Here is a 26,471-nt window from a genome sequence, read left to right as displayed (position 1 = left end):
AGAAACCAGAACGGATCAATGAACCTGTTAAACCCGTCACGCCAATTAGTTCCTCACTTGAAACACCCCAGATGAACGCCTTCGAAATCGCTTGAGCAGGCCACCAGGCTCATGAGGGATTTCTGGGCGTTGGTGAGGCCTGCTGCCGGAACGGGCGCTTCAACGCGAATGGTGGCGGCCCGGTTGCCGGCGCGAAGGGCGAGCCAGTAGTAGGAGGTGCCGGTTTCGGTGTCCTCGCCGGACCGTACCAGAGTGTCCGGCTTGTCCTGGCTATAGAGAATGCTGGTTCCTTCCGCCTGCTCGGCCAGCTCTTCAAAGAGCCTTGCCGGGCCGGTCTGTTCGACAATCGTCAGTCCTTCGCCAAGGTAGCTGCGCGACCATTGTGTGGCAGCCAGGGTTTCCACGGGCCAGGGGCGGCTGTGGCTCGGCAGGTGCGGGTTGGCGACCCGGCCTTTGGCGGCTTCTATTTCTTCCCAAACCGCGCGTGGCAGGTCGTCCAGCTTTTCGTCCGGAGCCATCAGCACATGGTTGAGCGGCCCCAGCTTGATGAAAGCGTCCGTTGCCCGTCCTCCCCGATAACCAAGCGACGACCAGCCGCCGTCCTTCGAATTGTGAAACGACAATAGCGGCTCGAAGATTTCGCCGTCGCTGACCAGCCGGTAGAGAGACATGGTATCGATGGTGCCGGACTGCTTGTTACGCGGAACGCCGCAGCCAGCAACGTTGAGCGGCCGGTCGGCAAGGTCGTAGAGCCTGATCCTGTCGCCCTCCGGTGTGCGGCCGTCGTTGGTATCTTCCAGCAGCGACGCATCGAGCAGGCCCAGGGGTTGCTCGTAGTGCAGCGCGGCCAGGCGGCTGCACACGTTCAGGATCTGGTTCTCGAACGGGATGTTCAGTAGGGCCGGGTCGAAGCTGGGCAGTTGCGCCCTGATCGCAAAGAGCGCGGCGGGCGTATCGACTTCATAAAATCCTTCCGGGCCCATGCTGATGATCCGGTCCAGCACATGCTGACTGACCGAGTATCGCGTCAGGTTCTTGACGATGTCGGCAATGGCAAGCCGGGTAAGCTCGAGCAACTGACCCAATTGACCGCTGCGGACGGCGGCAACCGCAGTCTCTTCGGTAAAATAGGGCGAGTGGAAACCGACCCTCGCACCCGGTTCGATGGTGCGGTCGATGAAGGTGCCGATGCCGCCGGTCGGCCAGAAGGACGAGCCGCCCAGAAACGCCATGGCACAGGCCGAAACGCAGCTGTCTCCGGCTTCGACCACTGTTGCGATGGTGTTGTTTCTGAAGAAGTCCGCCAGCTTTACGCCGGCTGAATAGGAACCACCGGGGCTCGACAGCGAGACGACGGCACGCGGCCCGCCAAAATCGTTGTTGCAGGCCGCACCTGAGCAGCGCGCCAGTTGCGCGAAGGCCACCTCCACGCGCTCGCCATCCTCCGCCCGTATTTCCCCTTCCAGCCGCAGATGCACCACCGGTGCATCGTCGCTGTATCGGAAGGAGACAAGCGTCAACTCAGCGGATGAGGCGCTCTGGGCGCACAGCAGTAGCGTGGCAAGAAAGAAAAAGGTGCGGGCAGGAAAACGGAAGGGCATGGCAAATCAGGCTTTCGAAAAGGGCGCAGCAGCTGCACTGTTTCTCAGGACGAAATTCCTCAGGCGAGACAACAGGTGGGCTGCTCTTTCATTTGCAACAGAATTCCGCAAAAACATAGCACGGGAACGGCCGTTCACACACAGCTTGAGACGCGGCGCTCCGGCGCAAAATTTACATTAGAAATCGCGGAAAAAGGCAGACAAGCGACGTGCGGCGCTGCCATTTCGAACTGAGTACTTACGCAACGTGAAATGATGAACCTCGACGTATCCTCTCTTCGCCAGAGGCCCTTCCGGTGTGGTCGTCAACGAACTTTTACGTGTTGATTTGCGAAAGACTTCGGGACTATTTTCTTCAACGAGAAGTTTTTTCGATGGTTGTATTTGATACTTTTTGTTGGGGGGTAAAATGGCCGGTAACCTGAATTCAGTTGACGACCCAAACAGCGTGTCTTTGTTTGATTTGTCGTGCAAAGGCCTCGGAGCTGCTATCTCCGAAGTTCCCTTTGCGGAGTATGCCGTTGATGTCATTTGCGGTCGCGTACTAGCGCGTGAAGACTATTTAAAAATCTATCCGCTCCTGATGGAAAACGTGGATTTAAAAACTCCAAGCACCAGAACGGTTCTGTATCTTTGCGAACAGATTATCCGCACGGCGGAATTCGGTGCGTGCAGGCAGAATTTTCGGCGCCATTACATCGACGGAAAGAACAGCGGGCCCTTGAAGAACCCGCAAACAGCGTTGATTAAGAAATTGCCACAGGATCCGAAAAACATAACCTTCGGCTACTGGGCATCCCAGTTCTAGGGTTCATGAGCTGATGAATTGATGCCTGGCCCGCTGCGCGAGGGAGTTTCAGCTTTCCCCGCGTGAACGCCTCGCCCAGATCTTCAGGTCAACAATCACCTTCACCGTCGCGGCCACGGCCAGCGCGCAAAGTGCGGCTTTGGAGTAAGTCTCCATGGTGCCTTCGATCAACAGCGCATGAACCACGCTGCCGGCGACGATCACCATGGCCAGTAGGGTGTGCAGCCGGCGCCAGAGGCGGGGAGAAAGAGCAAGGCTTCGCCGGAACGCGGCAAGAAAGGCTGCGGCAAAGACCGCCCACATGGCGATGACACCCCAGACGGAAAAGGGTGTCGGTGATCTGAAGAGAAGGGCGTCGATGACATCCGGCGGACTGGTGATCCAGAGCCCGCCGACATGCAGGATGATTGCCAGCACCAGCAACGAGCCGGTCCAGCGGTGCAGGCGCCTGCCCTTCAGGCCTTCAGCACCAGGGAGATAACCTCCAGCCAGCAAGGGCTGCAACAAGAGCAGTGCCATCGATGTGATGCCTGCAAAGCCTGCCGCGATATAGACCGGCTGGCGCCATTGCAGCAGCGGGCTTGCCGCCGCCGCGAGCAGGGGCACAGCAAGGATCGTTGCCAGGATGGCCCATATCAGAAGAGCACGAAGGCGGTTCATGCCGTCGGGCAAGTCCGGGTCAAGCAGGCTGCAGCACGAAATGTGCTTCCAGGCTGGTATCGGCCGAGCTTCTCATCACCGGCCGCAGAAAGACGGTTTCGAACTCTCCGCTGTCATAGGCCAGATGCCCGTGGGGCTGGCCGAAGGCCGGAACGATCTGCGGCATTTCCAGGCGGAAGACGCCATTGGCATCGGTGAGCGTCGCGCCATGGCTGCGCTGGTCGCGTTCGTTCCCTTCGGTCGTATGTGCCCAGATCTGAATGCGCTGGCCTGCCAGAGGGGCACCGTCACCTGCGCGCCGCACGGTTCCGCTCATCCAGAAACCGCCCCCGCCGATCCTGTCGACAATGGGCGCACCGGGCCGATAGTTGTTGGACCCGCCCCGCATCGACGCTGTCGGCGCCACGCCTTTGGCCTGTGCGGGAACACTCAACCCGGATGCACCCGACACCAGCAGGGCGGTTCCGGTGACAAGCAGGTTTCGGCGGGTAATGAGACCGGATGTCATGAGTAATCTCCTGTCGGGCGTTTGGGCCCGGCTCCTTGCGGGCACCGGGCGCGTCCGATGTTCAAGTATAGGGTGTTTCCGGGCATTTCCGAGGCATCGGGGCGTTTCATTCAGCGGATCGTGCTCACACCTGCGTGAGCAAACAGCATCGCTTTCGGGTGGTTGGACTGTTGCAATTTTTCAATCGCTTGAAATTTTCTCGGGATTTCGCGTCTGCATGGGATTTTTCCGGATTTTCTTCGCCGGCAATGTGACGTAACGTTCGGCGCAGATGCAAGAAGCCGGGAGTTGCCTTGGTGTTGGCTCTTGGATGCAGGCCTGAGGGCCTTCGCAAGGCGCGGTAAAGCTGCCGCATTGTAAACTGATCCAGGACGCGGCCTTGGCGTTACGGTCAGCAGTCTTACCCGACCCTTGAACGACCAAAGAGTGAGACATTGAAGACCGGCTTCATTTTCCTCATCGCTGCAATTGTGACTTTTTGTTCATTGGTTCCTTCGCTGGCAGGCAACGCCGCAGGTTTTGCCCCGCTCAAGCTGGAAGGACATCTCGTGAAATGGGGAAAGGCGGAGCTCGGCACGCCGGCTCACGTCACCTATGCCTTCGTGCAGCAGCCCATCGTGCAGGAGAAAGCACGAAATTGCGGGGCGATGGACAGTCTGGCGCGCCTTGCGCGCTTGAGTTCCCTGGGCCTTGAGGACGTGCGGCGCCAGGCGTCGCTTGCTTTCCAGCTTTGGCAAAACGTCAGCGGGCTCACCTTCGAAGAGATCGCGGACGTGAACGCGGCAGATATTCTGCTGGGCGTGCAGTCCATTCCAAGGGGATTTGCGTTCACCAACGTCAGGTTCCAGTCCGACTTTGCAGATCGTCCGAAGTCGAATGTGACCGACGTTTCGGACCGGGGTCTCGGAAAACCCGGCCGGCAACCGGAAGCACGGTCAGGTGCCACGGCGGCGGCCAAGCTTGCCCGCATCACCCGGTCTGCCGTTTGTCTCAATCCGGTTCACAAATGGAAAATCGGCTTCGACGGCGATTTGAAGACCTACGATTTGCAGTACACCTTTGCCCATGAAATCGGTCATGCGATCGGCCTCGATCATTACCTTCGCAAGAGCTCGATCATGCACTTCAAGTACCGGGAAACCTTCGAGGGTCTGCAGCCGAGCGATATCGAGGGAGTGCGGTGGCTGTACGGTGCCCGTATAGATTGAATCGATCATCAAATTGACACGTTTTGCGGGTATGTCCCGTCACGCGTCAATGGGTAACCTGCTGATATTTAATAGCTAATTTTATCAGGCCTTTGCCCGAAAAGGCCAATTTTGCTTCCTATCTGTTTGTCTACGCATCGGTGAGGGCGAACGGGTTGTCTGCTCTGCCGGCGCGGCAACAAGGGAGTGAATCATGAAACGCAACATCGTTCCGGCCACAATCGCCGCCCTGGCGCTGTCGCTCAGTCCCGCGCTGGCGCAGGAGACCTCTCAGCCCCGCGAAGCAGACCCGATGATCCAGGAAACAATGCCCGAGGGCGATGCGCCTGAGATCACGTTCGAAGGTGTGACCCCGTTTCTTGCCCAGCAGGAATCCGGCCATTGGCTTTCCAGCAACCTGATCGGGCAGGAAGTCACCAATCCGGCTGGTGACACGATTGGCGAGGTGGCCGCGCTTGAAATCGATGGCGAAGGCAAGGTCGTTGGTGTCGTGATCGAGGCAGGAGGCTTTCTGGGTCTCGGCACCAAGCTGATCGGCGTTCCCTATGATGCGGTCGAGCACAGCAAGGTGGAGCCGGGTGACCAGAAGCTGGTGATCAAGGCCTCTCTGGACGAGGTTGATGCAGCTCCTGCGTTTCTGACGTCTCTGCAGATACGCCAGGCGGAAGAAGCTGCAAAGGCACGGCAGGAGGCCGAGCAGCTGAATGCCCCCGCAGTGGGGGAACCTCAGACGGCGCAGTAACCATGGCCGCCTGCGTTCTCATCTGGAACGCGCAAGGACGGATCGGACCGGGTCACGCAATGTGGTCCGGTCTTTTTTGAAAGTGTCAGCTTCCGGCTCCGTCCCTGAAGCGCCACGGCGGATCCTTTCGTTGGATTTCGCGCGGCTGCCCCGGCCGGAAGATTGCCCGCCCATGGCTTCGCACGTAGGATGCCGCCATGGGGCGCATTCTGGAAACCGAGCTCTATCCGCCGGTCAAAGCTTTTCTTGTTGAGCAGGGATACGAGGTGAAGGCCGAAGTCGGTTCGGCCGATATCGTCGCGTGCCGCGAGGGTGCGGATCCGGTGATTGTCGAACTCAAGACCGGGTTCACCTTGAGCCTGTTTCATCAGGCGGTCGTGCGCCAGTCGGTGACCGACGCAGTCTATGTCGCGGTCGTCCGGGGCAAGGGGCGGCAGTTTCTCCAGTCCCTGAAGAAGAACCTGCAGCTTGCCCGAAGGCTGGGCCTTGGCGTGATCACCGTCAGGCTGCCGGATGGCGTTGTCGAGGTGCACCTGGACCCGGCACCTTTCACCCCGCGCAAGTCCAAGGCGCGCAAGGATCGGCTCCTGCGGGAGTTTGCCCGCCGGGTCGGTGACCCGAACACCGGCGGTTCGACGCGCACCACGCTCGTGACAGCCTATCGCCAGGACGCGATCCGCTGCGCGGAACATCTTTCCACCAACGGCCCCAGCCGCGGCGCGGATGTGGCCAGGGCAACCGGCGTTGCCACCGCAACCCGCATGATGGCCGACGATCACTACGGCTGGTTCGAGCGGGTGGAAAGAGGCATCTATGCCCTGACGCCCAAGGGACTGGCGTCTCTGGGCACGCCGGATGAAGCTGCCGGATAGCTGTTCTAAAGCCCGTCGATCAGCATGTTGAGCGCATAATATTCGAGGATGTTGCCATCCGGATCGGTGACCTTGAACAGGCTGATCGGCCCTTCGCTGATCAGGCCGGGGGCCCTCAGCGCATCGGGGGCGATTGTCTCGACATGCTGCAAGGCCGCCTGAATATCGTCGACCTTCAGATAGGGCACTGTGTTGCCGCCGAGCTTCGCATCCGGCGCGAAGGCCTGTTTTGAAATGACGGCAAACAGCCCACCGGCCACATCGAAGCCGATGAAGACGTCCGTCTCCACCGTGGGGGGGGCACTGAAGAGGTCCTGGTAGAACTCACGTGAACGGCTCAAATCGCTGGACAGCACATAGACGCCAAGTCTTTGAACGGCTGCTGCTTGTGAATTTGTCATGTCTGTCTCCTGCGCGTGAAGCGTGGTTCCGCTGGTCAGAAAAAGGATCGCGAGGATCCACAAAAGGTGTTTTGTCAGGTTTCGGGTCATGGTCTTCCGGACGCTTTTCAACTCTGGTGTCCGGGTCCTATAAAGGCCCCCTGCTGACACCGTGTTGGCAGCATCGTGCCGGGGAGACGGGCCATGCGGCGCGCGGACAGACTGTTTGAAATCATCCAGATCCTGCGCCGGGTGCGCCAGCCGGTGTCGGCGCAGGCGATCGCGGACGAACTGGAGGTTTCCAAGCGCTCGGTCTATCGCGACATCGCCACCTTGACCGCGCAGCGCGTGCCGATCCGGGGGGAGGCCGGTATCGGCTATGTTCTGGAAGAGGGCTTCGACATGCCGCCCCTGATGCTGACGGCCGAGGAAATCGATGCGGCGGTTCTGGGGGCCTTGTGGGTTTCCACCCGCGCCGAGCCGGAGCTCGCCAGGGCAGCGGAAAACCTGATCGCCAAGATAGAGGCCATCACGCCCGGGCCCTTGCGCCGCCACATCGCGGCAGCCGCGATGAGCGTGCGGCCTGTCAGCCCGGCATCAGAGGACAAGGTCGATGCGGCCATGCTGCGGCAGGCCATTCTGGAAGGCAGGAAGGTGTCGCTGGGGTACCGCGACGGTGATGGCAAGGAGAGTAAGCGCGTGGTCTGGCCCGTGTTGCTGGGCTACCGGGACGAAGGCCGCATCCTTGCGGCCTGGTGCGAGCTGCGCCAGGGCTTCCGCTATTTCCGCACCGACCGCATGACCTTTGCCGAGGCGCTGGATCAACGCTATCCGGAAAGCCGCGGCTCTTTAAAGGACCGCTGGCGGAAAGCCATGGATGCCGAGCGGGAAAGCTATATCCCGCGCTCCTGATTGCTCCCTTCCTGACGCGTAAACTTCGTCTTTTTCAGGTCTTCGATCGGCTGCCGGAAAAAGACGATGTCGTTCAGTTCTCGGGTCGAAACTTTGATTGATATAAAATGTATTCGGCAGGGAGATAGCACTCTACCATGCCATGGCACGTCGATAGTTTTTGTTCGGTCAGGGTGCCCTTTGGGAAAAGATGACTTAATTCCCGAACGATCGATTTCGAGAGATCTCTTCCTTCTTTTGATTGCGAAAAAACATAGAGACGCGATGAACATGAGGCCGCAACTGCCTGGCGGTCGAAGGTGACGTAGACGCAGCTGTTTTCGGTATGCTTCTCCGTTGCTTCGACAGCGGACCGGAGCTCGGCAAAGGCGTCGCTTTCCCAGTTGGACATGACTTGCTGCAAAGAAACGTGTCCTAGTGAGTAGCCGGCCTGATTGACGATAAAGACTCGTGTCGCCCACCGTTGGGCTAAGACTGATTCAAGGCAACCGGCCTCCTGGGTGAATTCCGTCTTTTTGAGGTCTTCGATCGGCTGCCGAAAAAAGGCGATGTCGCCCAGGATCTGCTGCTTGCGCTGGGAGCTGGATCCCGCCCATCCACTGTCTTCCTGCTTTTTGACGAATGCGAGGTAGCGATCCAGGGCCTGCTGGTGTTTCTCCAGCGCCGTGTGAACAGCCTCTTGTTCCAGGTGGATTTTTTCGCGGCAATAGCTAAGGGCATCCTCAGGCTGAGCGAAGGCAGGCAGGCTCGTTAGAAAAAACAGTGCGATAAAAATTCTCTGTAGCATTTCATTGAGCTTATTGGGCAGTTGAGGTTCAAGCGACAGATCTTTTGCCCGGTGTTGGCGATCATCGATATCTTGTTATCGCGGTTGTGCAGCGTTTCTGTGTTCCAAGTTCGCGCAAGCCACTCACCCCTTGCGCCCCAGATAGACAGCCTGTGTCACCTCGCGCCCGTCCTGCAGGGGATTTGGAAACACCACCGGCTCGGCCCAGGCCGCGTCAAACGCCTGGCCAAGCAAGGCCGTGATGGCCTCGTCCGGGGCTTCATCCGACCACAGCCCGACGATCCCGCCCGGCTTCACGAAACGTTGCACGGCGCGCAGGCCCTCGGGCGTGTAAAAGCCTTTTGACCCGCCATGCAACAGCCGTTCCGGCGTGTGGTCGATATCGATCAGCAGAGCGTCATACTGGCGGCCGGGCTGGTCTCTATCAAAACCGTCTTCCGAGGCTGCCATGGCGAAGAAATCGCCCTTCACCAGCCGGCAGCGCGGGCTGTCGGCAAGTTCGGTTTTCATCGGCACGAGACCTTCCTCATGCCAGCGGATGACAGGCTCCAGCAGGTCGACCACGGTAAGGTCGGCAACGCTCTCATGGGCCAGAACGGCCTGCGCGGTATAACCAAGCCCAAGTCCGCCCACCAGCACGTCCAGCGTGTCGCCGCTGAGGGCCGCAAGCCCCTTGTCCGCCAGCGCGATTTCCGACGCGGTAAAAAGGCTCGACATCAGGTGTTCCTCGCCAAGGAGGATTTCGAAGACGTCGGTCTTCAGCGCCAGGATATGCCGGCGGCGCAGGGAAATCGCGCCGATCGGTGTCGGCGCGTAGTCCAGTTCTTCAAACAGCTTGCTCATCTCAGCAATAGCGCTCCGGCCCGATGCTTTGCACGTCCGAGTAGCGGTCGCCGTGGGCCCAGCCGACGGGCAGCACGGCCTCGATACGCTCCAGATCCGTCGCCGTCAGGTTCAGCGCCGCGCCCGAGATGCATTCCCGCAGGTGCTCCACGGAGCGCGTTCCGGGGATCGGGATCACATGCGGCCCGCGGGTCAGCAGCCAGGCATTCGCCAGCCCCGCCGCCGTCGTCCCCATCTCCGCTGCAAGCTTGCGGAAGCCTTCCATGATGCGCAGGTTCTCCGTCAGGTTCGGCTCCATGAACCGCGGGTTGGTGCTGAGGAACGGCAGCTCGGCGATCCGCTCGCGCGGGATCGGATGGTCCGTCAGCAGCGAGCGGCCCACGGGCGAGAACGCCACCATGGCAACACCAAGCTCGGCGCAGGCCTGCACCAGCCCGAGATCGGGCGCGCGCGTGGAAAGCGAATATTCCGATTGAACGGCCGCGACAGGAAACACCTTCATGGCGCGCCGCAGGGTAGACGGCGCGATTTCCGACAGGCCGATGGCGCGGGTCTTGCCCTTTTCAACGAGCCGGCCGAGATTGGCCGCCGTTTCTTCGGGCGTGAAGCGCGGGTCGCGCCGATGGGCGTAGAACAGGTCCACGCACTCCACGCCAAGCCGCTGCAAAGACTTGTCCAGCTCGGCTTCAAGGTGCTCCGCCGAATTGTCGAAGCTGCGGTTGCCGTCCGCATCGGTGGTGATCGTCGCCTTGGTCGCGATCACGAATTCGTCCCGCGCACCCGGATTGGCTTTCAGATAGGTGCCGAGGGCGCTTTCCGATTTGCCCATGCCATAGACATTGGCCGTATCCAGATGCGTGACACCCAGATCGCGGCAGGCATTCAAAATGGCGTGGCTTTCCGCTTCGTTCGTCGGTCCGTACATGTCGGAGAAGGACATCGCCCCATAGCCGATGGCACCCACTTCCGGCCCGTTGGCGCCCAATCTGCGTTGTTCCATGTGTCCCCTCTATGCGATGGAAAAGCTGAAGAGTTCTTTTCTTAAGCCATTGTCCCGGGCGCTGAAAGGGCGGAAGTGGCAGCACTGGCTGCGTCGGCTGGTTGGCTGGACGTGGCAACGCCCGACTGCTGTTAAAGACCGAGCTCAAGCGTCCGGAGCAGGCGGAACCGGGTCTTTCCCGTGTTGCCTGGCAGCGAGATCACGAAGGGCACCAGGCCGTGTTTTGAGGTGTTCACGTATCCCGCCAGTGTCTTCACGCCCGGGATCGTGCCTGTCTTGTAACGCGATCCCGCCCGGGTCTTGGGGAGCAGGTCGGCATGCGGCGCAAACTGCTGCAGCACCCTGGCAAGGCTTTGGGGGGAGAACCGGTTGTCGGGGCTGATGCCCGAGCCTTCCTTGAGCTCTATGCCCTCGGTGATGCCGTGTGCTGCCAGGATCTCCCTGGCGATCTGCTGCGACTTTTCAAGGCTGACCGGCCCGCCGAGACGGTGTGCGCCGATCTCCAGAAAGATCTGGTTGGCGATATAGTTGTTCGACCCCAGCAGCAACTGGGTCAGGATCTCCGATAGGGGGCGGGACTGCTCGTGCACATGGACAGGCTGCAGGTCCGCGGGCACGGATCCAGTTGATGTGTCGCCCTCAACGCTTCCTCCGGCCCGCTCGATAAAGGCGGCGAGAAGCTCGCCGGCATAACGCACGCCCACAGAAGGGTCTTCCTGGGCCAGGCTGATGCGGCCGCGTCCCTTGGGGCCGCGCGCACGGAACTGGCTCACCGCCAATGGGGTGATCGGGGTCTGCTCCTCCGCGGAGTTGACGGTGTTTCCCTTTCTGACGGCATGGATCGTGTTGAAGTTGACCGCAAGGGCGGCGTTCAGGGCGTCATAGGCCTCGCCGGTGTCTTCGATACCCGGGATACGAAGACTTGCCGGGTAATAGCTTGCGTCAAGAACGAGGCCCACGAACGGCGCCTTGCCGGTCACGGCAAGAAGCTCGGGTGCGAGCAGCGCGAGTTCCTCGGAGACGAGGAAGGGATCACCGCCGCCGCGCACATAGAGCACCCTGTTCCTGTCCAGGTAAAAGCTTGTCTTGAACCGGTAATCGCCCCCCAGAACCTCCATGGCCAGCCATGCGGTGACGAGTTTGGCGACGGACGCCGGAACAAAGGACCGGCCGGCGTTTTGCGCCACCAGTTCCTTGCCCTTTTCATCCAGCACAAGCACGACACCCGACGGCGCCGCGGCCGCGACCTTGTCTTCCACACCGGCCAGTGCCGGCCCGCAAAGCAGAAACAGGGCAAGGATGAGAGCAAGCAGGCGCATGGTGGCTCCAGTCAGCCGCTGTTCCTGCGGCTGGTGACCTTGGGGTTTGCCGGGGAGACCATGTGAGCCGCTCCGAGGGTACAAATCAACCGGAACTTCGGTTGAGTGTGGATGCGGATTGGTGGATGTGGGCCAGAACTGTCGTTCACCTGCACTAAATTAGATGTCCGGTTCTGATCCACGGCGAACATATGCATTACTCTTTTAAGCAATCTCGCGTTGCGGATGGAGTAGCTGATAGAGGATAATTGGCCTACCTTCGAAAGGGGAAAAGCCGATGGGCGCTTCCAACACTGCACCTTGAATATTTTGATGACGTCGAGAGCTTGATTATTAGGAGGCAAAGTGGACAGGAAGCTTTGGAAGAAACAGTACCGTTCATTTCCGCACTTTACCTGTCCGCGGTGTGGCAAGGGAACGCTCAGAAAGCAACAAGACAGCTTTCACCAGAAAGAACCAAGATACATCCATAATCAACTTGTGGCTGATGGCATCCTAGGGGAAGTGTCTTCGGGGCGATTTAGCGGGTTTCTGGTGTGCTCGAATACATTTTGCGGTGAAGCCGTGGCAGTCGCCGGAGACTATCAAGAGTACTATCAACACCAATTTGACTATGATACCGGAGAGGATACCCTTTTCGAGGATACTCAGTTCACGCCCTTTTTTATGCGCCCTGCGCCCTTTATGATCGAGGTGCCAAAAACACTCTGTAAAGAGGCTAAAAAGCATATCGAACGCGCGTACGACCTATTTTGGGTAGATAATGCTTCCTGCGCCAATCGTCTGCGCATCGTAGCGGAATATTTGCTAGATCAGCTCGATATTCCCCGAAAAGGCCCCAAAGGCAGCCGAACGAACACCCGACTTGACCTTGCAGACCGCATTGCGTTGCTAGAAGAGGCAAGGCCGGGTCATGAGGATTCACTAAACGCCTTGCGGTATGTCGGTAACGTTGGCAGCCATGAGGGCCACATGGAGTTAGAAGAGTTGCTGGATTGTTTCGAGTTATTAGAAGATGCGATGATTGAATTGCTTGAAGAACGCCGCGCCAAGCTGGCAGAAAAGGCACGCCGGATTATCGAAAACAAAGGCAAGCTCCAAAAATGAGCTGCTGTAGTGTTGCAGCGCATAAGACTAGAGGCCAGCACCCAATCTCGATTCAGTGCTTCTCACGACGATTGATGTGCCCCCGCGAAATGCCCCCGTTTTGAGTTAGAGTTTTCCGCGACGATTTCCCTGGCTGGAAAAGAGCGGAATTGATGAAGGCATCGAAGTTTTCGGATGCGGCCGCTCAGCGCGTCAAAGGAGACATTGGTTGCGCGCGCAAAACGGAGGAATGGCACACTAACGAACAGATTTTAAGCGGAAGTGAAGAATGCTAGTAGCTTAATCCGACGGCACTTCTTGCAAGTCTGTAACCGTGTAGCTGACACTAATGGTTCCGTCTGGCTTTCGGATCGTACCGATCTCAATGCTAGCACGGAACTGAGCGCCTAACTTGATTCCCTCTTGGCTTTCAATTCGTTCCAAATAGTCTTGGCTGACTTGATAGCTGAACTTTCCTGTTATGATTTCGTCGGTGCCATCACGTTTGAAATCGAAAGTTCGCTTTATCGGTGAAAGCCCAACCAGAGTCCCGATCCATTCGACGGGGTCAATTTTGACATTGGTCTCAGATATTCGCCGATAGGCACGTTCGATCCCAGCCCGATCAAACACCATTTGCCGGTCTGGTAAATTCGCCTTAAGAGACGCCCCATTTTTTTCCAAATGACTGAAGAACTTGCCCAACGCGTTGAATACACGCGGATTCATATCATCAACATCAATGAGAAAATCGTCTTCTTCAAGCTGCGTAAGTTCCTCGAATAACGAGGTGGCCTCTTCTAAAGATTCTCTAACCGTCGTTTTTACCGCGCTCGACTGGCGCGCATTCTTTTCCTCCAAGACAAACCCAAAGGAGCCGGTGGCAATGCTGCGAATATTCAGGGCAGCCAATTCCGAGCCTTTGATCTTACCCCGCTGAGCGAGTTCTCCCCTAAGATTTGAAGCAAATAAGGTTGTGACTATCGACTGAAAATAGCGCAGCGCCTGAGCGGCGAAATTTGCATCAATTGTTCGTGTGCCATCTACTGGCGCACCATCGAATAGCAACGCAACCTCAGCGACTTGATCATCCACACTTCTGAGCGCCTCCATTTCTTTAGAGACAACACTAAGCCGCGTTTGGAAGTTCATGCGCCCAACCACATCGCCATCGGCGTCGGCCTCGCTTACCAAAGCCTCCAGTTCGGCTTTTTGCCTCTCCAACGATGCCATGGACTGGAAATCAGACACTGAACCGACTCCCTATTGCTTGGTCGACCGCTGCAAACTCCATTGGATCAACCGCAAGCGGCACTTCGATAATTCCTTTCTTCGAGCCGTTTCCACGCATATCGGTAAACAGCCCAAACCAGTACGTTGTGTTTCTCACAATCGCCCTCGATCCGGCGTCGAGGTCGATATCGTACGTGTCACAGAGATAGACTGGTTTGATAATGATTGTATCAAAAAAAAGGTTACGAATGTGACTTGCGTAGTCCACAATCCATGACTGCGGGTTAGTCTGATACTGGATGGGCCTATGGTATAGAGTCACTAGATCTATATCGTTAGGGCTTCGATCTTGCGTTTTCTCGACATTTTCGACGAAGCTGCCATCAATCCACTGGGATCCGCTCACAAAGCCGCCAGAGTAGAGGTGCTTTCTGTATTCGTTTAATCCCTTTAATAGCTTAGCGCGATGTTCAGTTGTGCAAAATCGTTCCACGACTTCCTGCATGGTCGCTAAAAAGGGCGAGCGAGCGTCGGGCAATGTAGGGTGACCGTTTACGAACGGCGGCAAACCACCGTGATCAGCAAATTCTGGGATAGGCATAAATAAACTCGTAGTTTTATTCATTGCAACCTATCCATGTTTAGACCTCAAAGTCCAAAGCTATCTTCGAGTTAGTTGAAACCACCCTAAGAGCAGTGGGGTACTCTCGCTGGAGGTCTGTGTTAGCCAACCGTCTGGAATGTCAGGTTGTCTATTCACGCTCGCAGCGATCTTCCACCTTCCCCCCCTTTCACGCACCACCCCTCAATGAAAATCCCGGCTCGGGAACAGCCGTTTGGCCTGTTCGCGCGGGTGCATGGCGCGGGTGCGTTGTGCGTCCGATTTCAGATGCACCGGCACGTCGTCGGTCTTGGTGGTCGTCTGCCCCAGAACGTCGTCGTTGGGGTGGCCCAGAAGAGACAGGTCGCGGGAGCGGTCCTCGATGTGGTCGGCGATCAGGTGAACGACCATGCCTTCGCGCTCCAGCCGGCCGGTGACCTTGAGGAGCCGTCCGCCGAGAACGGCGGGCCGGAACTTCTCGTACATCTTCGGCCAGACGACCACGTTGGAAACGCCGGTCTCGTCCTCCAGCGTCAGGAAGATCACGCCCGAGGCCGTGCCCGGGCGCTGGCGGGTGATCACCAGCCCGCAGACGGAAACGCGGCGCGCCTCGCGCGGGGTCAGCGCCGCCAGCCGGTCATGCGGGGTCAGGTGCGGGATATGCGGGCGCAGCAGCTCCATCGGGTGGGCGCGCAAGGTCAGCCGGGTGGACAGGTAATCCTCCACCACTTCCTGCCCCAGATGCATGGTGGGCAGGAGGACATCCGGCTCGAAGATCGCCTCGCCGTCGATGGGGTCGTTGAAGAGCGGCAGCGGTTTGGGGCTGCGGATGGTCTTCACCTGCCAGAGCGCGGCCCGGCGGCTGAGCCCCATGCCGGCAAAGGCATCGGCTTCGGCCAGCCTCTCCAGCGTGGCCGGCATGACGCCGGTGCGCAGCCACAGGGTTTCCGTATCCGGATAGCCGTTGCCACGGGCCGCGACGATCCAGGCCGCGTCCTCCTCGCGCAGGCCCTTGATCTGGCGAAACCCCAGGCGCAGCGCCAGCGCGCCGTCGCTGCGCCGCTCCAGGGTGTTGTCCCACAGGCTGGTGTTGACGCACACGGGGCGCACCTCCACCTGGTGCTCGCGGGCATCGCGCACGATCTGCGCCGGGGCATAAAAGCCCATCGGCTGGGCGTTCAGCAGCGCGCAGGCGAATTCGGCCGGGAAGTGGCATTTCAGATAGGCCGAGACATAGGCCAGCATGGCAAAGGCGGCGGCATGGCTTTCCGGAAAGCCGTATTCGCCGAACCCCTCGATCTGGCCGAAGCAGTTCTGCGCGAATTCCAGCTCGTAGCCGCGCTCCAGCATGCCGGAGATGAACTTGTCCTTCAGCTGCCCGATGGTGCCCATGCGCCGGAAGGTGGCCATGGAGCGGCGCAGCTTGTCGGCTTCCGACGGTGTGAACCCGGCGGCGACCACGGCAATCTGCATCGCCTGTTCCTGGAACAGCGGCACGCCAAGCGTCTTGCCCAGCACCTCCTCCAGCGCCTTGGAGGGGAAGGTGACCTTCTCCCGGCCCTGGCGGCGGTTGATGTAAGGGTGCACCATGCCGCCCTGGATCGGGCCGGGGCGCACGATCGCCACCTCGATGACAAGGTCGTAGAACTGGCGCGGGCGCATGCGCGGCAGGAAGTTCATCTGCGCCCGGCTTTCCACCTGGAAGACGCCGATGGCATCGGCCACGCACAGCATGTCATAGGTTTTTTTGTCGGCCTGGGGCACGGTGCCGAGGGTCAGTTCCTGGCCATGGTGGGTGTCGATCAGCTCGAAGCACTTGCGGATGCAGGTCAGCATGCCGAGGCTCAGCAGATCCACCTTCAGGATGCCGAGCGCGTCGATATCGTCCTTGTCCCATTCGATCACCGTGCGGTTTTCCATGGCCGCGTTCTCGATCGGACAGAGGGCATCAAGCCGCCCCTGGGTGATCACGAAGCCGCCCACATGCTGGCTGAGATGACGCGGGAAGCCGATGATTTCGCGGATCAGCTCGATGGTCTGGCGAACGCGCGGATTGTCGAGATCGAGCCCGATCTCCTTCATCCGCGTTTCTTCCGGCCCCTTGCTGGAACTGCCCCAGATCTGTCCGGCCAGCGCGGCGGTCACATCCGCATTCAGCCCCATCACCTTGCCGACCTCGCGGATCGCCGCGCGGGTGCGGAAGTGGATCACCGTGGCGCAGAGCCCGGCGCGGTGGCGGCCGTATTTTTCATAGACATACTGGATCACCTCCTCGCGGCGCTCATGCTCGAAATCGACGTCGATGTCCGGCGGCTCGCCCCGGTGCTCGGAGATGAAGCGTTCCGACACCATGGTGATGGTTTCCGGCCCCACATCGGTGATGCCGAGCGCATAGCAGATGATGGAATTGGCCGCCGAGCCGCGCCCCTGGCACAGGATGTTCTTGCTGCGGGCAAAGCGGATGATGTCATGCACGGTCAGGAAATAGGCGGCGAAGGCAAGTTTGCGGATCAGTTTCAGTTCCTTTTCCGCCAGCGCCAGCGCATGGTCCGGCACGCCTGCGGGATACCGCCTCTCCAGCCCCTCGTAGGTCAGCCGTTCCAGTCGCTCCTGGGGCGGTTCGTTGCCCGTGATCTCGTCCGGATATTGGTAGGAAAGTTCGGACAGATCGAAGCTGCAGCGGGTGGCGATCTCAAGCGTCCGGCGCAGGGCTGCCGGATGGTGGCGGAACAGCCTGGCCATGTCCTCCGGCGCCTTCAGCCGGCGTTCGCCATTGGGCAGGGCCCGTGTGCCGATATCGTCGATGGTGCAGCCTTCGCGCAGGCACGTCAGCACATCGGCCAGGCGGCGCCGGCCGGCATGGTGCATCATCACGTCGCCGACGGCGACCATCGGCGCGGCAAGCGAATGCGCCGCGCGGGCGCAGGTGCGGAACCAGGCCTGGTCGGTGCCGTCATAGCGGGGCGCCGCGCCCAGAAACACATGCCCCGGCGCTTCCTGGCGCAGGCGGCGAATGTGATCCTTAGCCGTCTCACAAATTGTCTCGCGCGCCATCTCCGGCTGCGGCAGGGCAATCAGGATCATGCCCTTGCAGGCGTTCATCAGGTCGGAGAAATTCAGGTGACACTCGCCCTTTTCCGCACGCCGCTTGCCAAGGGTAAGCAACTGGCTCAGCCGCTCATAGGCGGCGCGGTCGGTCGGCAGCGCCACCCAGTGCAGCGGGCTGTCCTGCAGGCAAAGCCGCGCGCCGACGATCAGCCGCGGCAGCTTCAGCGTCTGCGGGGCAGGCAGGGGCGGGCTCGTGTTCGTCTCCTTGCGGGAGGAGGTGTCGATCTGCGAATGCGAGCGGATCTGAACGCCTTCCTCGGCCGCCGCCCGCTTGATCTCCTTCAGCGCCGAATAAGCCCGGACAACCCCGGCCAGCGAGTTGCGGTCGGTAATGGCAACCGCATCGAGATTGAGCATGGCGGCACGGGTCACCAGCTCCTCCGGATGGGAGGCGCCCCGCAGGAACGAAAAATTCGACGTCACGGCCAGCTCCGCATAGCGGACCGGCTCGGGCCGGAAATCGTCAGGCGACGGAAGCACGCTCACCGGCAGACCTCCCTGTTCTTTCCAGTGCTGTCCTTGCAGGACAGATGCGCGGGATCCCCGTGTCCCCGCGTGCCGTCCTGGCAAAGCAAAAACGCAAAGCCCGGTCCCAACCGCCGGTCCGCTTGCCCTTCAGGCACCGAAACACCCTGACGGCACGGCTCTGCAAACGAGTAGGCCCCGGATCTCGCGATGCTCGTCCGGGGTGACACCGAGCAAGGGGCGGGGAGGGTAGCAACAACAACCGTCCTCTCCATCGTCATCCCGGACGCAGCGCAGCGGAGATCCGGGACCGGGGAGCCCAGGATCTGCGAGCCCAGGATCGGGGAGCCCAGGACCGGAAAGGCGATAGAGGCAAGGCGCAAACTGCGGAAGCCCATCAGCCGAACTCCCCTTGCACGAACCAGGCCGGGTGCTGGGGCGTGTGGAACAGCCACAGGCGCTGGCCCTGATGGGTGGCGATGCGCCAGTAGTCGCGCAGGCCCTTGGCCCAGCTGTCGTCCAGGTCCCACCAGGCGGGTGTGATCCGTTCCGGCCCCTCGGCCTCGAACACGGTCAGGGCCCGGCCGCGCCAGCGGAAGCGCCGGGGCGGTTCGAAGCCGGTGCCGGAAATCGGCTCGGGCGCGAACAGGCGGATCGGCCGCGGCCGGTTGGCGGGCCAGGCTTGCGCCGGGCGGCTGTAGGCGGCGGGCACCAGCTTGAAGCTGCGCTCGGGAATGTGGCTGTCGACCGGCTGGAACCGCAGGATGTTGTCGAGGCCCACCCGGTTGCCGAGCTGGGTGATGAGATCATCTAACCCGTCCTTCTCGAGGCCCTCGGTGCGGTCCAGCTGGCGCATGCCGAGAGGTTCCACCTCGGTTGCCTCCAGGCGGATCATGTCGATGCCATAGCCCGCATCAACCGCGCTGACCCCGCGCTCGAAAAGGGCCAGGATCCGTTCCGGGTCGCGCATCGGCCGGGCGAGTTTCAGTTCCACCGCCTGGTTTTCCTGATCGACCCGGCGAAAGGTCAGCTTCAGGCTGCGTGCGCCCTTCTGCGCGGTGTCGAGCCGTTGGCACAGATGCGCGGTCAGCCGGCGCGCGGCGGCCATGACATCGTCCAGAAGGCCGATCGGGTCGGGCAGGGTCATGCGCACGGCAAAGCCCGGCTCCTCGCCAAGGGGAGAAATCTGTTCGGGCAGCGCCCCCAGCGCCTGGTCGAGGCGGCGCAGGACATCGGGCTCGTATCGCCGGGCAACAGTGGCGCGCGGCAGATTGTAGAGCTGCGAAACCGTGGCGATGCCGAGCCGTTCCAGACTGGTGCAGGTCTGGTCGGACAGCCGCAGGGCCGACAAGGGCAGCGGGCCGATGCGGGCAAGGGTTTCGCCGGTCCCGGCAATGCCTTCCGCAAACCGGGACAGCGCCCAGGCCGTTCCCGGGGTATCGGCAAGGCCGAGCCGGGCGGTCAGCCCCGCCCGGGCCAGCCGGGCGCGGATATCGTCCAGCAGCGGTTCCTCGCCGCCAAGCAGATGGGCCGAGCCGGTGATGTCGAGAAAGAGGCCGTTGCGCCCGTCAAGGCCCACCCATGGGCAGTAGCGGGTTGCCCACCGGGCCAGCAGCCTCAGGAAACGCTGGTCGGCGGCCGGGTCCGCCGGGCGGGTCAGCAGACCGGGGCAGAAGCTGCGCGCGTGAACCAGCGTCATGCCGCGGTTGAGACCGAAACTTTCGGCACGCGGGCACAGGTCGTAAAGGCGTTCGGAATTGCGGTCGAAGAGGCTCAGCGCAAAGGGGGCGTCGACGGGCCGGGCACGCAGGGAGCGCTCAGCCGCCAGCCTCGGAAACCACAATGACACGATGCGCCGCTGCATCCCAACGTACTACCCATTCCGACAATGTTCCTATTTTGTTCTTTATAAGCGACCAGCGCCAATGAGTCGAGTCGTGACCATTTTGACGAGGCTCCGGTGCAAGACCGGAAGAGGGGGCGGATTGGGCCGGAAGACAGGTGCTGCGCCAGCGGGTTTCGGCGGCATTGCTGCCCGCGCCTTCCGGGATCAGCAGGATGGCCGTGGTGCGTCCGGCCTCGGCCGCCAGCTGCAGCCGGCGGCCCTCCGTCAGTCCGACGGTGCCGGAAAGTTCAGCCACCACCAGCCCGGCGGCGCCGGACCTGAGCGCGGTTTCCGCACTTGCCAGAGCAGTCAGCTGGTTGCCGGCGCGGGTCAGAAGCAGCCGGCCCGGATCGCAGTAGGCGGCAAGGCCTTCCGGGTTCACCGTCGGGCGCCAGTCTTCCGAAATCCACACGACGGCCCCCTTGGCCATTCCGGCGGTGATCGCGGCAAAGCTCAACGCGCTGTCGCCGCACACTTCGTGCGCGCGGGCGTGTTTCAACGGAAAGACGGAAGAAAATTTCAAGGACATGCAAGGATCGTCTGTAGCAATCGGTTGAGCAAAGCCTAACTCATGGAAGCTGTTTGCGGAACCGGATACGGTCAGTATCCATTCCAAACAGCCGTTGCCGGGCACGAGCCGGGTTGCTATACGCCCGGCACAACAGGCAGGAAAGCACCAATGACCAGCAGCCTTCTTGACGGCCGGAAGATCAGGACGATTTCCATCGTCGGCAACGGACCGATTTCCGAGGCCGATGCGCCGGAAATCGACAAGGCGGACCTGGTGCTGCGCTTCAACAGTGCGCCGGCCCTCGGGGTTGCGGGCCAGCGGGTCGACGTTCTGATGCTCAACCGGGCCAGGGTCTATATGTCGAAACGGATCAACCCGCTTGCCCTGGAACGCGCGCCGGAAGTCTGGGTGAACGACATAAAGGAGAACGGCGAGGTCGACTGGCTGTTCGCGCGCGAATGCAAGCCGCACTATCTCGGCTTCGGCCCGACGAACAAGGCGCGGGAACACCTGAAGAGATTCGATCCGTTCGACCGCAGCAACCCGACATCGGGCGCGTCCATCATCGCCGAATTCCTGGATGTTCTGCCGGACGCCGAAATTCACCTCTTCGGCTTCACCCATCAGGGCAAGCAGCACACCCACGACTGGGATGCGGAAAAGCAGTGGGTCCAGCAGCTCTGCGACGAGGGGCGGATCCACAAACACCTGACGCCAGGGCCGAAGCCCCGGCGGAGCCTCAAGGGCAAGCTGGAATACGCCTTCCGGTTTCTGGAGAAGCGGGCCAAGCATTATCTCCACAACAAGATCCTGCATTCTTCCGAAAGCACGAAACGCCGGATCTTCGGACAGGACGCCTGAGGCGCCAAAAGCATCATCAAGGTATCTGACAAGCACCCGCAAAGTGCCTTGCCGTGTCCGCAGTTCCTGCTTCGGGCCTGCAAGCGATTGAAAAAATCTGCACTTTCCACAGGCCGGTGAATGTCACCAAGAGTTCATATGAACGACTGAACAGTTTCATATGAGCCAACTAAATTCTGCAAAAAGTCCAGCATTAGCCGGGATTGCGGCAAGGGTGGAGCCGTGTCCGGGGGCCCGCTTTTACCGTCGGACGAGAACTTGGCTTCCGCCGGAAATGCAGCCCTGGATCCCATCAAGGGTCGGGATTCTTCAAATTTCCTGCGTTCCCTCTTGCGGACGCGGTCAAGGCGTCTTTTAATGTTCATATGAGCGTCATATAACGTTCATATGAAAACAATACGAAACGCAGGCGTTATCGTTTCGGGTGCCGATGAAGCCATTTCGGCACCGAGAGAGAACCAACTGCTGACCGGGGCAAAGACGCCCTGCTAGATGGGAGCAAATGAACATGGCTTATCGCAAGACCGTCGCCAGCCTCGTGGCTGCGGCCGCCCTCCTGGGCACGTCCTCCGCTTCTTATGCGGCCACTGACATCACCTGGTGGCACGCCATGGGCGGCAAGCTCGGCGAAGTGGTTGTCGAAATTTCCAACGGCTACAACGGATCCCAGGACGCCTGCCAGATCACGCCGGTATTCAAGGGCACCTACGAAGAAACCCTGACCGCCGGCATCGCAGCGTTCCGCGCTGGCGAACAGCCGAACATCCTGCAGGTGTTCGACGCTGGCGCCGCCACCATCATCGGTGCCAAGGGTGCTGTCGTTCCGGTTGAAGACCTGCTCAACGAGAGCGGTGCTGAGTTCAACATCGAAGATTACATCGCCGGTGTCCGTTATTTCTATGCCGACAGCAACGGCAAGATGATCGGCATGCCGTTCAACTCCTCCGCTCCGATCCTCTACATCAACGACGATGCGATGAAGAAGGCCGGTGTCGAAGCTCCGAAGACCTACGAAGAGTTCGAAGCAATCGCTCCGAAGCTGAAGGAAGCCGGTTACGTGCCGCTCGTTCAGTCGCACCTGCCGTGGGAATTCGTCGAGAACTTCAAGTCCCGTCATAACCTGCAGTTCGCAACCAACAACAACGGTTACGACGGCGCAGAAGGCACCGAGCTGGTCTTCGGCGAGCCGATCAAGAACCACTTCAAGGCTGCCAAGAAGTGGCTCGACGAAGGTCTGTTCGGCTACTACGGCACCGGCTGGGGTGACAACCAGACCCCGTTCAACGAAGGCAAAGTGGCTCTGTGGATCGGTTCTTCCGGGTCCTTCGGCGGCATCGCCGACACGGTCGACTTCCCGTTCTCCGCAACCTACCTGCCTTACTGGGAAGCAGTTGAAGGCGCCAACAAGGCTTCCTTCATCGGTGGCGCGGCTCTGTTTGCAATGTCCGGCAAGCCGGCTGAAGAAAACAACTGCGTTGCATCGTTCTTCGAATATCTGACCTCTCCGGAAGTCCAGTACATGTGGCACAAGGAAACCGGTTACGTGCCGGTCACCGAAGCTGCCTATGAGCTGGCCAAGAAGGACGGCCACTACGAGCGCACTCCGGCAGCTGAAGTCGGCATCCAGCAGCTTTCCCTGGAAGGCGGCGAGTGGACCAAGGGCTACCGCATGGGCTTCTACGTCCAGATCCGCGACGTCATGAACCGCGAACTCGGCAAGGTCTTCTCCGGTGAGACCAGCGTTGACGACGCATTCGCGACCATCAAGGCGGACGGCGACAAGCTCCTTGAGCGTTTCGCCAAGACCACCAGCAACTAAGCTCGACTTAGTCGCCAGACCGATAGGGGCGCCTTGCGCCCCTATCGACCTTTGAGCGTGGCTGTATACGCATACCAATTCAGTCGAATATCATGCGTTTATGGCCCGGATCGACCGACATTCAGCCAGAGGGGTCTGGGTGGTCGGATGTCGATCCGCAGCGAAATGAATGAAGCCTCCGGCATTAGATCCAATGCCTGATGTTTCGGGCAGGTCGTCCCACAAGGGGAGGCCGGCGCCAATCGTTCCCGGTGGTCGAGAAACGAAATAATGAAAAAAGTCCAGTTTCAGTCTCCGTGGCTGCCTTACCTGCTGCTTCTGCCGCAGCTCGGCATCGTGACGGTTTTCTTCCTGTGGCCGGCCGCGCAAGCGATCCAGTCCTCCTTCTATCTCGAAGATCCGTTCGGTTTCGGCTCGACCTACGTCGGGCTCGATAATTTCAAGGACATGATCACCTCGACCGACTACGGCCGGGTGGCGCGGTTCACGGCGGTCTTCACCTTCTTCGTGACGTTCCTGTCGCTCGGGCTTGCCCTTCTGCTGGCAGTCAAGGCAGACAAGGTTCTGCGCGGTGCGTCTTCCTACAAGACCCTGCTGATGTGGGTCTATGCGGTTGCGCCGCCCGTCGCCGGCCTGATCGGCGTGCTTCTGTTCGACCAGCATGTCGGCCCCATCGTTGACTTGTTCGCCCTGTTCGGCTGGAAGATGCAGATCGGCGTAAGCTATTTCGACACCAGCTTTGCCATGATCGTCACCGCCGTCTGGAAGCAGATCCCGGTGAACTTCATCTTCTTCCTGTCCGGTCTGCAGGGCATTTCCAAATCCGTTCAGGAAGCCGCCAGCATCGACTGCCGGTCCGGCTTCCGGCGTTTCTGGACCGTTACCTTCCCGCTGCTGGCTCCCACCGGCTTCTTCCTGCTGATCATCAACATCACCTACGCCTTCTTCGACACGTTCGGCATCATCGACGTCATCGTGAAGAACGAGCCCGGCAACAACCCGGTGACCCTGGTTTACAAGGTCTACCTGGACGGCTTCCGCGGCAACGACCTCGGCGGGTCCTCGGCCCAGTCCGTGATCCTGATGCTGATGGTGTTCATCCTGACAATCATCCAGTTCCGCCTGATCGAGCGGCGCGTGCACTACACGTAAGGGAGGCGACGATGAAAAAACTGCAGATCTCGGATCACGTCATTCTTCTTCTCGGCGTCTTCTTCATGGTCACTCCGGTCGTGCTGGCGTTTCTGACCAGCACGCACGATGCGATCACCATCTACAAGGAAGGCATCCAGTTCACGCCGGGTGGCAAGTTCTTCGAGAACTATCAGACGGTCCTGTTCGAGGCCGGTGGCTTCACCAAGGAAGTCGATGGCTTCGTCATGCTCAAGAACTCGATGATCCTCGGCCTTGGCTTTGCCATCGGCAAGATCGTCATCTCCATGCTTGCGGCCTATGCCATCGTCTATTTCCGCTTTCCGATGGCAACCCTCTGCTTCTGGGTGATCTTCGCAACGCTCCTGCTGCCGCTGGAAGTGCGCATTTTGCCGTCTTACGAAATCGTCCAGTCCCTCGGCATGGTGAACACCTATTCCGGCTTGATCGTGCCGCTCATCGCTTCGGCAACCGGCACCTTCTTCTTCCGGCAGTTCTTCATGTCGGTACCGGACGAACTGCTGGAAGCCGCCCGCATCGACGGGGCCGGTCCCTGGAAGTTCTTCAAGGACATCCTGGTACCGCTGTCGCAGACCATGATCGCGGCAATCTTCATCATCATGTTCGTCTATGGCTGGAACCAGTACCTCTGGCCGACGCTGATCACCACCGACGAGAGCCTGTTTACCCTGGTTCGCGGCATCAAGCAGATCCTGCAGGTCTGGGTCGGAGCCCAGATCCCGGACTTCAACGAGGCCATGGCATTGGCGATCCTCGCCATCGTGCCGCCGGTGCTCATCGTGGTGATTTTCCAGAGCTGGTTCGTCAAAGGGCTCGTCGAGAGCGACAAGTGAGGTTTTTAGATAAATGGCAACGATAACTCTCGACAAGGTCCGCAAGGTCTACGGCGGCAGTGTGGAAGCGGTCAAAGGCGTTTCCATCGATATCGCGGACGGTGAATTCATCGTCCTGGTCGGTCCGTCCGGCTGCGGCAAGTCCACACTGCTGCGCATGATGGCAGGCCTTGAGGAAATCACCACCGGCGACATCAAGATCGGCGACCGCGTCGTCAACAACGTCGATCCGGCGGATCGCGATATCGCGATGGTGTTCCAGAACTACGCGCTCTATCCGCACATGTCGGTCTACAACAACCTTGCCTACGGCCTCAAAAACCGCGGCATGGCCAAGGACGAGATCGACCGCCGGGTCAAGGAAGCCGCGCGCATCCTGGAAATCGGCGACTACCTGGAGCGCAAGCCGCGGGCACTTTCCGGCGGCCAGCGCCAGCGCGTTGCCATGGGCCGCGCCATCGTGCGCGAACCGGCGGCCTTTCTCTTCGACGAACCGCTGTCCAACCTTGATGCCAAGCTGCGTGTGCAGATGCGTGTCGAAATCAAGCGCCTGCAACGCTCGCTCGGCACCACCAGCGTCTACGTCACCCACGACCAGCTGGAAGCGATGACACTGGCAGACCGTCTCGTGGTTCTGAACGGCGGCAACATCGAGCAGATCGGCGCGCCGATCGATGTCTACGACAAGCCGGCCTCCACCTTTGTGGCCAGCTTCATCGGTTCGCCGGCCATGAATTTGCTGAAGGTCAATGCGGATGGGAACGGTCTTGCTCTTGCAACCGGCACCGGCCTCAAGGGCGCCAATGCAAAGGGGCGTGATGCCTACACCATCGGTATTCGGCCGGAGCATCTCGAAGTGGTGACCGCACCCGGTGAAGGCGAAGGCCTTCATCTGGAAGCCAGCGTCAACGTGCTCGAGCCGGTCGGCGCGGAAAGCTATCTCTATTCCAGCTTTGCCGATGGCGGCGACGAGATCCTGGTTCGCGTGTCGAGCCATGCCCGTCATGAGCCGGGCGAGAAGCTTTATCTGCGGGCGGCTCCGGAAAACGTTCACTACTTCGACGCTGAAACCGGACGACGGATCGACTGATCAGGAAACGTCAGGCGAGGCGGTTTAACGAGGGCCGCCGGACCAGGACAGAGCCACCCCGGGCAACCGGGGTGGCTTTTTGTTTTTGGCCATTCGAACATCCTCCTGACGGTGCTTGTCAGGAGAGCGGCAGGAGGTGTCTGGAACTCCTTCCGAAGCTCTGGCA

At 60.2% G+C, this 26,471-nt stretch carries 24 protein-coding genes; 11 read left to right on the top strand and 13 right to left on the bottom strand.

Annotated features, from left to right (window positions below; genetic code table 11):
* Window positions 1-53: 53 nt before the first annotated feature.
* The gene (locus tag FIU93_RS02880) at window positions 54-1,601 is read right to left on the bottom strand and encodes a hypothetical protein (protein ID WP_152504787.1); all 1,548 of its coding nucleotides are present in this window, start codon (window positions 1,599-1,601) and stop codon (window positions 54-56) included.
* Between the two features lie 409 nt (window positions 1,602-2,010).
* Between FIU93_RS02880 and FIU93_RS02875 the strand changes: the two genes are divergently transcribed.
* The gene (locus FIU93_RS02875) at window positions 2,011-2,409 is read left to right on the top strand and encodes a hypothetical protein (RefSeq protein WP_075284369.1); all 399 of its coding nucleotides are present in this window, start codon (window positions 2,011-2,013) and stop codon (window positions 2,407-2,409) included.
* A gap of 48 nt (window positions 2,410-2,457) precedes the next feature.
* On the opposite strand, the gene FIU93_RS02870 is transcribed toward FIU93_RS02875, so the two are convergent.
* Window positions 2,458-3,069 carry a ferric reductase-like transmembrane domain-containing protein gene (locus FIU93_RS02870; RefSeq protein WP_152504786.1) on the bottom strand — a complete coding sequence of 204 codons (612 nt, stop codon included), beginning with the start codon at window positions 3,067-3,069 and terminating at the stop codon, window positions 2,458-2,460.
* Between the two features lie 19 nt (window positions 3,070-3,088).
* Window positions 3,089-3,577 carry a hypothetical protein gene (locus FIU93_RS02865; protein ID WP_055657313.1) on the bottom strand — a complete coding sequence of 163 codons (489 nt, stop codon included), beginning with the start codon at window positions 3,575-3,577 and terminating at the stop codon, window positions 3,089-3,091.
* 548 nt (window positions 3,578-4,125) lie between these two features.
* Between FIU93_RS02865 and FIU93_RS02860 the strand changes: the two genes are divergently transcribed.
* From FIU93_RS02860 to FIU93_RS02850, 3 genes are all read left to right on the top strand, one after another.
* Entirely contained in the window at window positions 4,126-4,785 is a 660-nt protein-coding gene (locus tag FIU93_RS02860) for a matrixin family metalloprotease (RefSeq protein WP_145915840.1), read from the top strand.
* A gap of 193 nt (window positions 4,786-4,978) precedes the next feature.
* Complete coding sequence (locus FIU93_RS02855; protein WP_152504785.1) at window positions 4,979-5,527, top strand: PRC-barrel domain-containing protein; 549 nt, start codon at window positions 4,979-4,981, stop codon at window positions 5,525-5,527.
* Between the two features lie 197 nt (window positions 5,528-5,724).
* Window positions 5,725-6,399: a DUF2161 family putative PD-(D/E)XK-type phosphodiesterase gene (locus tag FIU93_RS02850; RefSeq protein WP_173017252.1), complete on the top strand. Its 675-nt coding sequence runs from the start codon at window positions 5,725-5,727 to the stop codon at window positions 6,397-6,399.
* 5 nt (window positions 6,400-6,404) lie between these two features.
* Here the strand turns inward: FIU93_RS02850 and FIU93_RS02845 are convergent, their stop codons facing one another.
* Window positions 6,405-6,800, bottom strand: coding sequence for a VOC family protein (locus tag FIU93_RS02845; protein ID WP_152504784.1), 396 nt, complete (start codon window positions 6,798-6,800; stop codon window positions 6,405-6,407).
* A 183-nt stretch (window positions 6,801-6,983) separates the two neighbouring features.
* Between FIU93_RS02845 and FIU93_RS02840 the strand changes: the two genes are divergently transcribed.
* Entirely contained in the window at window positions 6,984-7,691 is a 708-nt protein-coding gene (locus FIU93_RS02840) for a YafY family protein (RefSeq protein ID WP_152504783.1), read from the top strand.
* 73 nt (window positions 7,692-7,764) lie between these two features.
* On the opposite strand, the gene FIU93_RS02835 is transcribed toward FIU93_RS02840, so the two are convergent.
* The 4 genes from FIU93_RS02835 to FIU93_RS02820 form a co-directional block, all read right to left on the bottom strand.
* Window positions 7,765-8,478: a hypothetical protein gene (locus tag FIU93_RS02835; RefSeq protein ID WP_152504782.1), complete on the bottom strand. Its 714-nt coding sequence runs from the start codon at window positions 8,476-8,478 to the stop codon at window positions 7,765-7,767.
* 123 nt (window positions 8,479-8,601) lie between these two features.
* Window positions 8,602-9,321 (bottom strand): spermidine synthase, encoded by a 720-nt coding sequence (locus tag FIU93_RS02830; protein ID WP_173017251.1) that lies wholly within the window; start codon window positions 9,319-9,321, stop codon window positions 8,602-8,604.
* 1 nt (window position 9,322) lies between these two features.
* Window positions 9,323-10,321, bottom strand: coding sequence for an aldo/keto reductase (locus FIU93_RS02825; RefSeq protein ID WP_152504781.1), 999 nt, complete (start codon window positions 10,319-10,321; stop codon window positions 9,323-9,325).
* 131 nt (window positions 10,322-10,452) lie between these two features.
* Window positions 10,453-11,640: a D-alanyl-D-alanine carboxypeptidase gene (locus tag FIU93_RS02820; protein ID WP_152504780.1), complete on the bottom strand. Its 1,188-nt coding sequence runs from the start codon at window positions 11,638-11,640 to the stop codon at window positions 10,453-10,455.
* A 345-nt stretch (window positions 11,641-11,985) separates the two neighbouring features.
* On the opposite strand from FIU93_RS02820, the gene FIU93_RS02815 reads away from it, so the two are divergent.
* Entirely contained in the window at window positions 11,986-12,747 is a 762-nt protein-coding gene (locus tag FIU93_RS02815; RefSeq protein WP_152504779.1) for a DUF4145 domain-containing protein, read from the top strand.
* A gap of 279 nt (window positions 12,748-13,026) precedes the next feature.
* On the opposite strand, the gene FIU93_RS02810 is transcribed toward FIU93_RS02815, so the two are convergent.
* The 5 genes from FIU93_RS02810 to FIU93_RS02790 form a co-directional block, all read right to left on the bottom strand.
* Window positions 13,027-13,977, bottom strand: a complete 951-nt coding sequence (locus tag FIU93_RS02810; protein ID WP_152504778.1) for a hypothetical protein — start codon at window positions 13,975-13,977, stop codon at window positions 13,027-13,029.
* Complete coding sequence (locus tag FIU93_RS02805) at window positions 13,970-14,584, bottom strand: hypothetical protein (RefSeq protein ID WP_152504777.1); 615 nt, start codon at window positions 14,582-14,584, stop codon at window positions 13,970-13,972. Before FIU93_RS02805 ends, FIU93_RS02810 begins: the two co-directional genes overlap by 8 nt.
* 180 nt (window positions 14,585-14,764) lie before the next feature.
* The gene (locus tag FIU93_RS02800) at window positions 14,765-18,154 is read right to left on the bottom strand and encodes an error-prone DNA polymerase (protein ID WP_152504776.1); all 3,390 of its coding nucleotides are present in this window, start codon (window positions 18,152-18,154) and stop codon (window positions 14,765-14,767) included.
* Between the two features lie 376 nt (window positions 18,155-18,530).
* Window positions 18,531-19,997, bottom strand: a complete 1,467-nt coding sequence (locus tag FIU93_RS02795; RefSeq protein ID WP_022999625.1) for a DNA polymerase Y family protein — start codon at window positions 19,995-19,997, stop codon at window positions 18,531-18,533.
* Window positions 19,951-20,547 carry a hypothetical protein gene (locus tag FIU93_RS02790; protein ID WP_152504775.1) on the bottom strand — a complete coding sequence of 199 codons (597 nt, stop codon included), beginning with the start codon at window positions 20,545-20,547 and terminating at the stop codon, window positions 19,951-19,953. The genes FIU93_RS02795 and FIU93_RS02790 overlap by 47 nt, the downstream gene beginning before the upstream one ends.
* 150 nt (window positions 20,548-20,697) lie before the next feature.
* On the opposite strand from FIU93_RS02790, the gene FIU93_RS02785 reads away from it, so the two are divergent.
* From FIU93_RS02785 to FIU93_RS02765, 5 genes are all read left to right on the top strand, one after another.
* Window positions 20,698-21,390, top strand: coding sequence for a hypothetical protein (locus FIU93_RS02785; RefSeq protein WP_152504774.1), 693 nt, complete (start codon window positions 20,698-20,700; stop codon window positions 21,388-21,390).
* 508 nt (window positions 21,391-21,898) lie between these two features.
* Window positions 21,899-23,209 carry an extracellular solute-binding protein gene (locus tag FIU93_RS02780; RefSeq protein WP_031268865.1) on the top strand — a complete coding sequence of 437 codons (1,311 nt, stop codon included), beginning with the start codon at window positions 21,899-21,901 and terminating at the stop codon, window positions 23,207-23,209.
* 270 nt (window positions 23,210-23,479) lie between these two features.
* Window positions 23,480-24,361 (top strand): ABC transporter permease subunit, encoded by an 882-nt coding sequence (locus FIU93_RS02775; RefSeq protein ID WP_055657334.1) that lies wholly within the window; start codon window positions 23,480-23,482, stop codon window positions 24,359-24,361.
* An 11-nt stretch (window positions 24,362-24,372) separates the two neighbouring features.
* Window positions 24,373-25,215 carry a sn-glycerol-3-phosphate ABC transporter permease UgpE gene (gene ugpE / locus FIU93_RS02770; RefSeq protein WP_022999630.1) on the top strand — a complete coding sequence of 281 codons (843 nt, stop codon included), beginning with the start codon at window positions 24,373-24,375 and terminating at the stop codon, window positions 25,213-25,215.
* Window positions 25,216-25,228: 13 nt separating this feature from the next.
* Window positions 25,229-26,305, top strand: a complete 1,077-nt coding sequence (locus FIU93_RS02765; protein WP_152504773.1) for a sn-glycerol-3-phosphate import ATP-binding protein UgpC — start codon at window positions 25,229-25,231, stop codon at window positions 26,303-26,305.
* Window positions 26,306-26,471 lie beyond the last annotated feature (166 nt).

The organism is Labrenzia sp. THAF35 (genome assembly GCF_009363595.1).
Classification (GTDB): domain Bacteria; phylum Pseudomonadota; class Alphaproteobacteria; order Rhizobiales; family Stappiaceae; genus Roseibium; species Roseibium algicola.
Note: the sequence above shows the minus strand (reverse complement) of the source record. Positions and strands in the feature narration are given on the sequence as shown.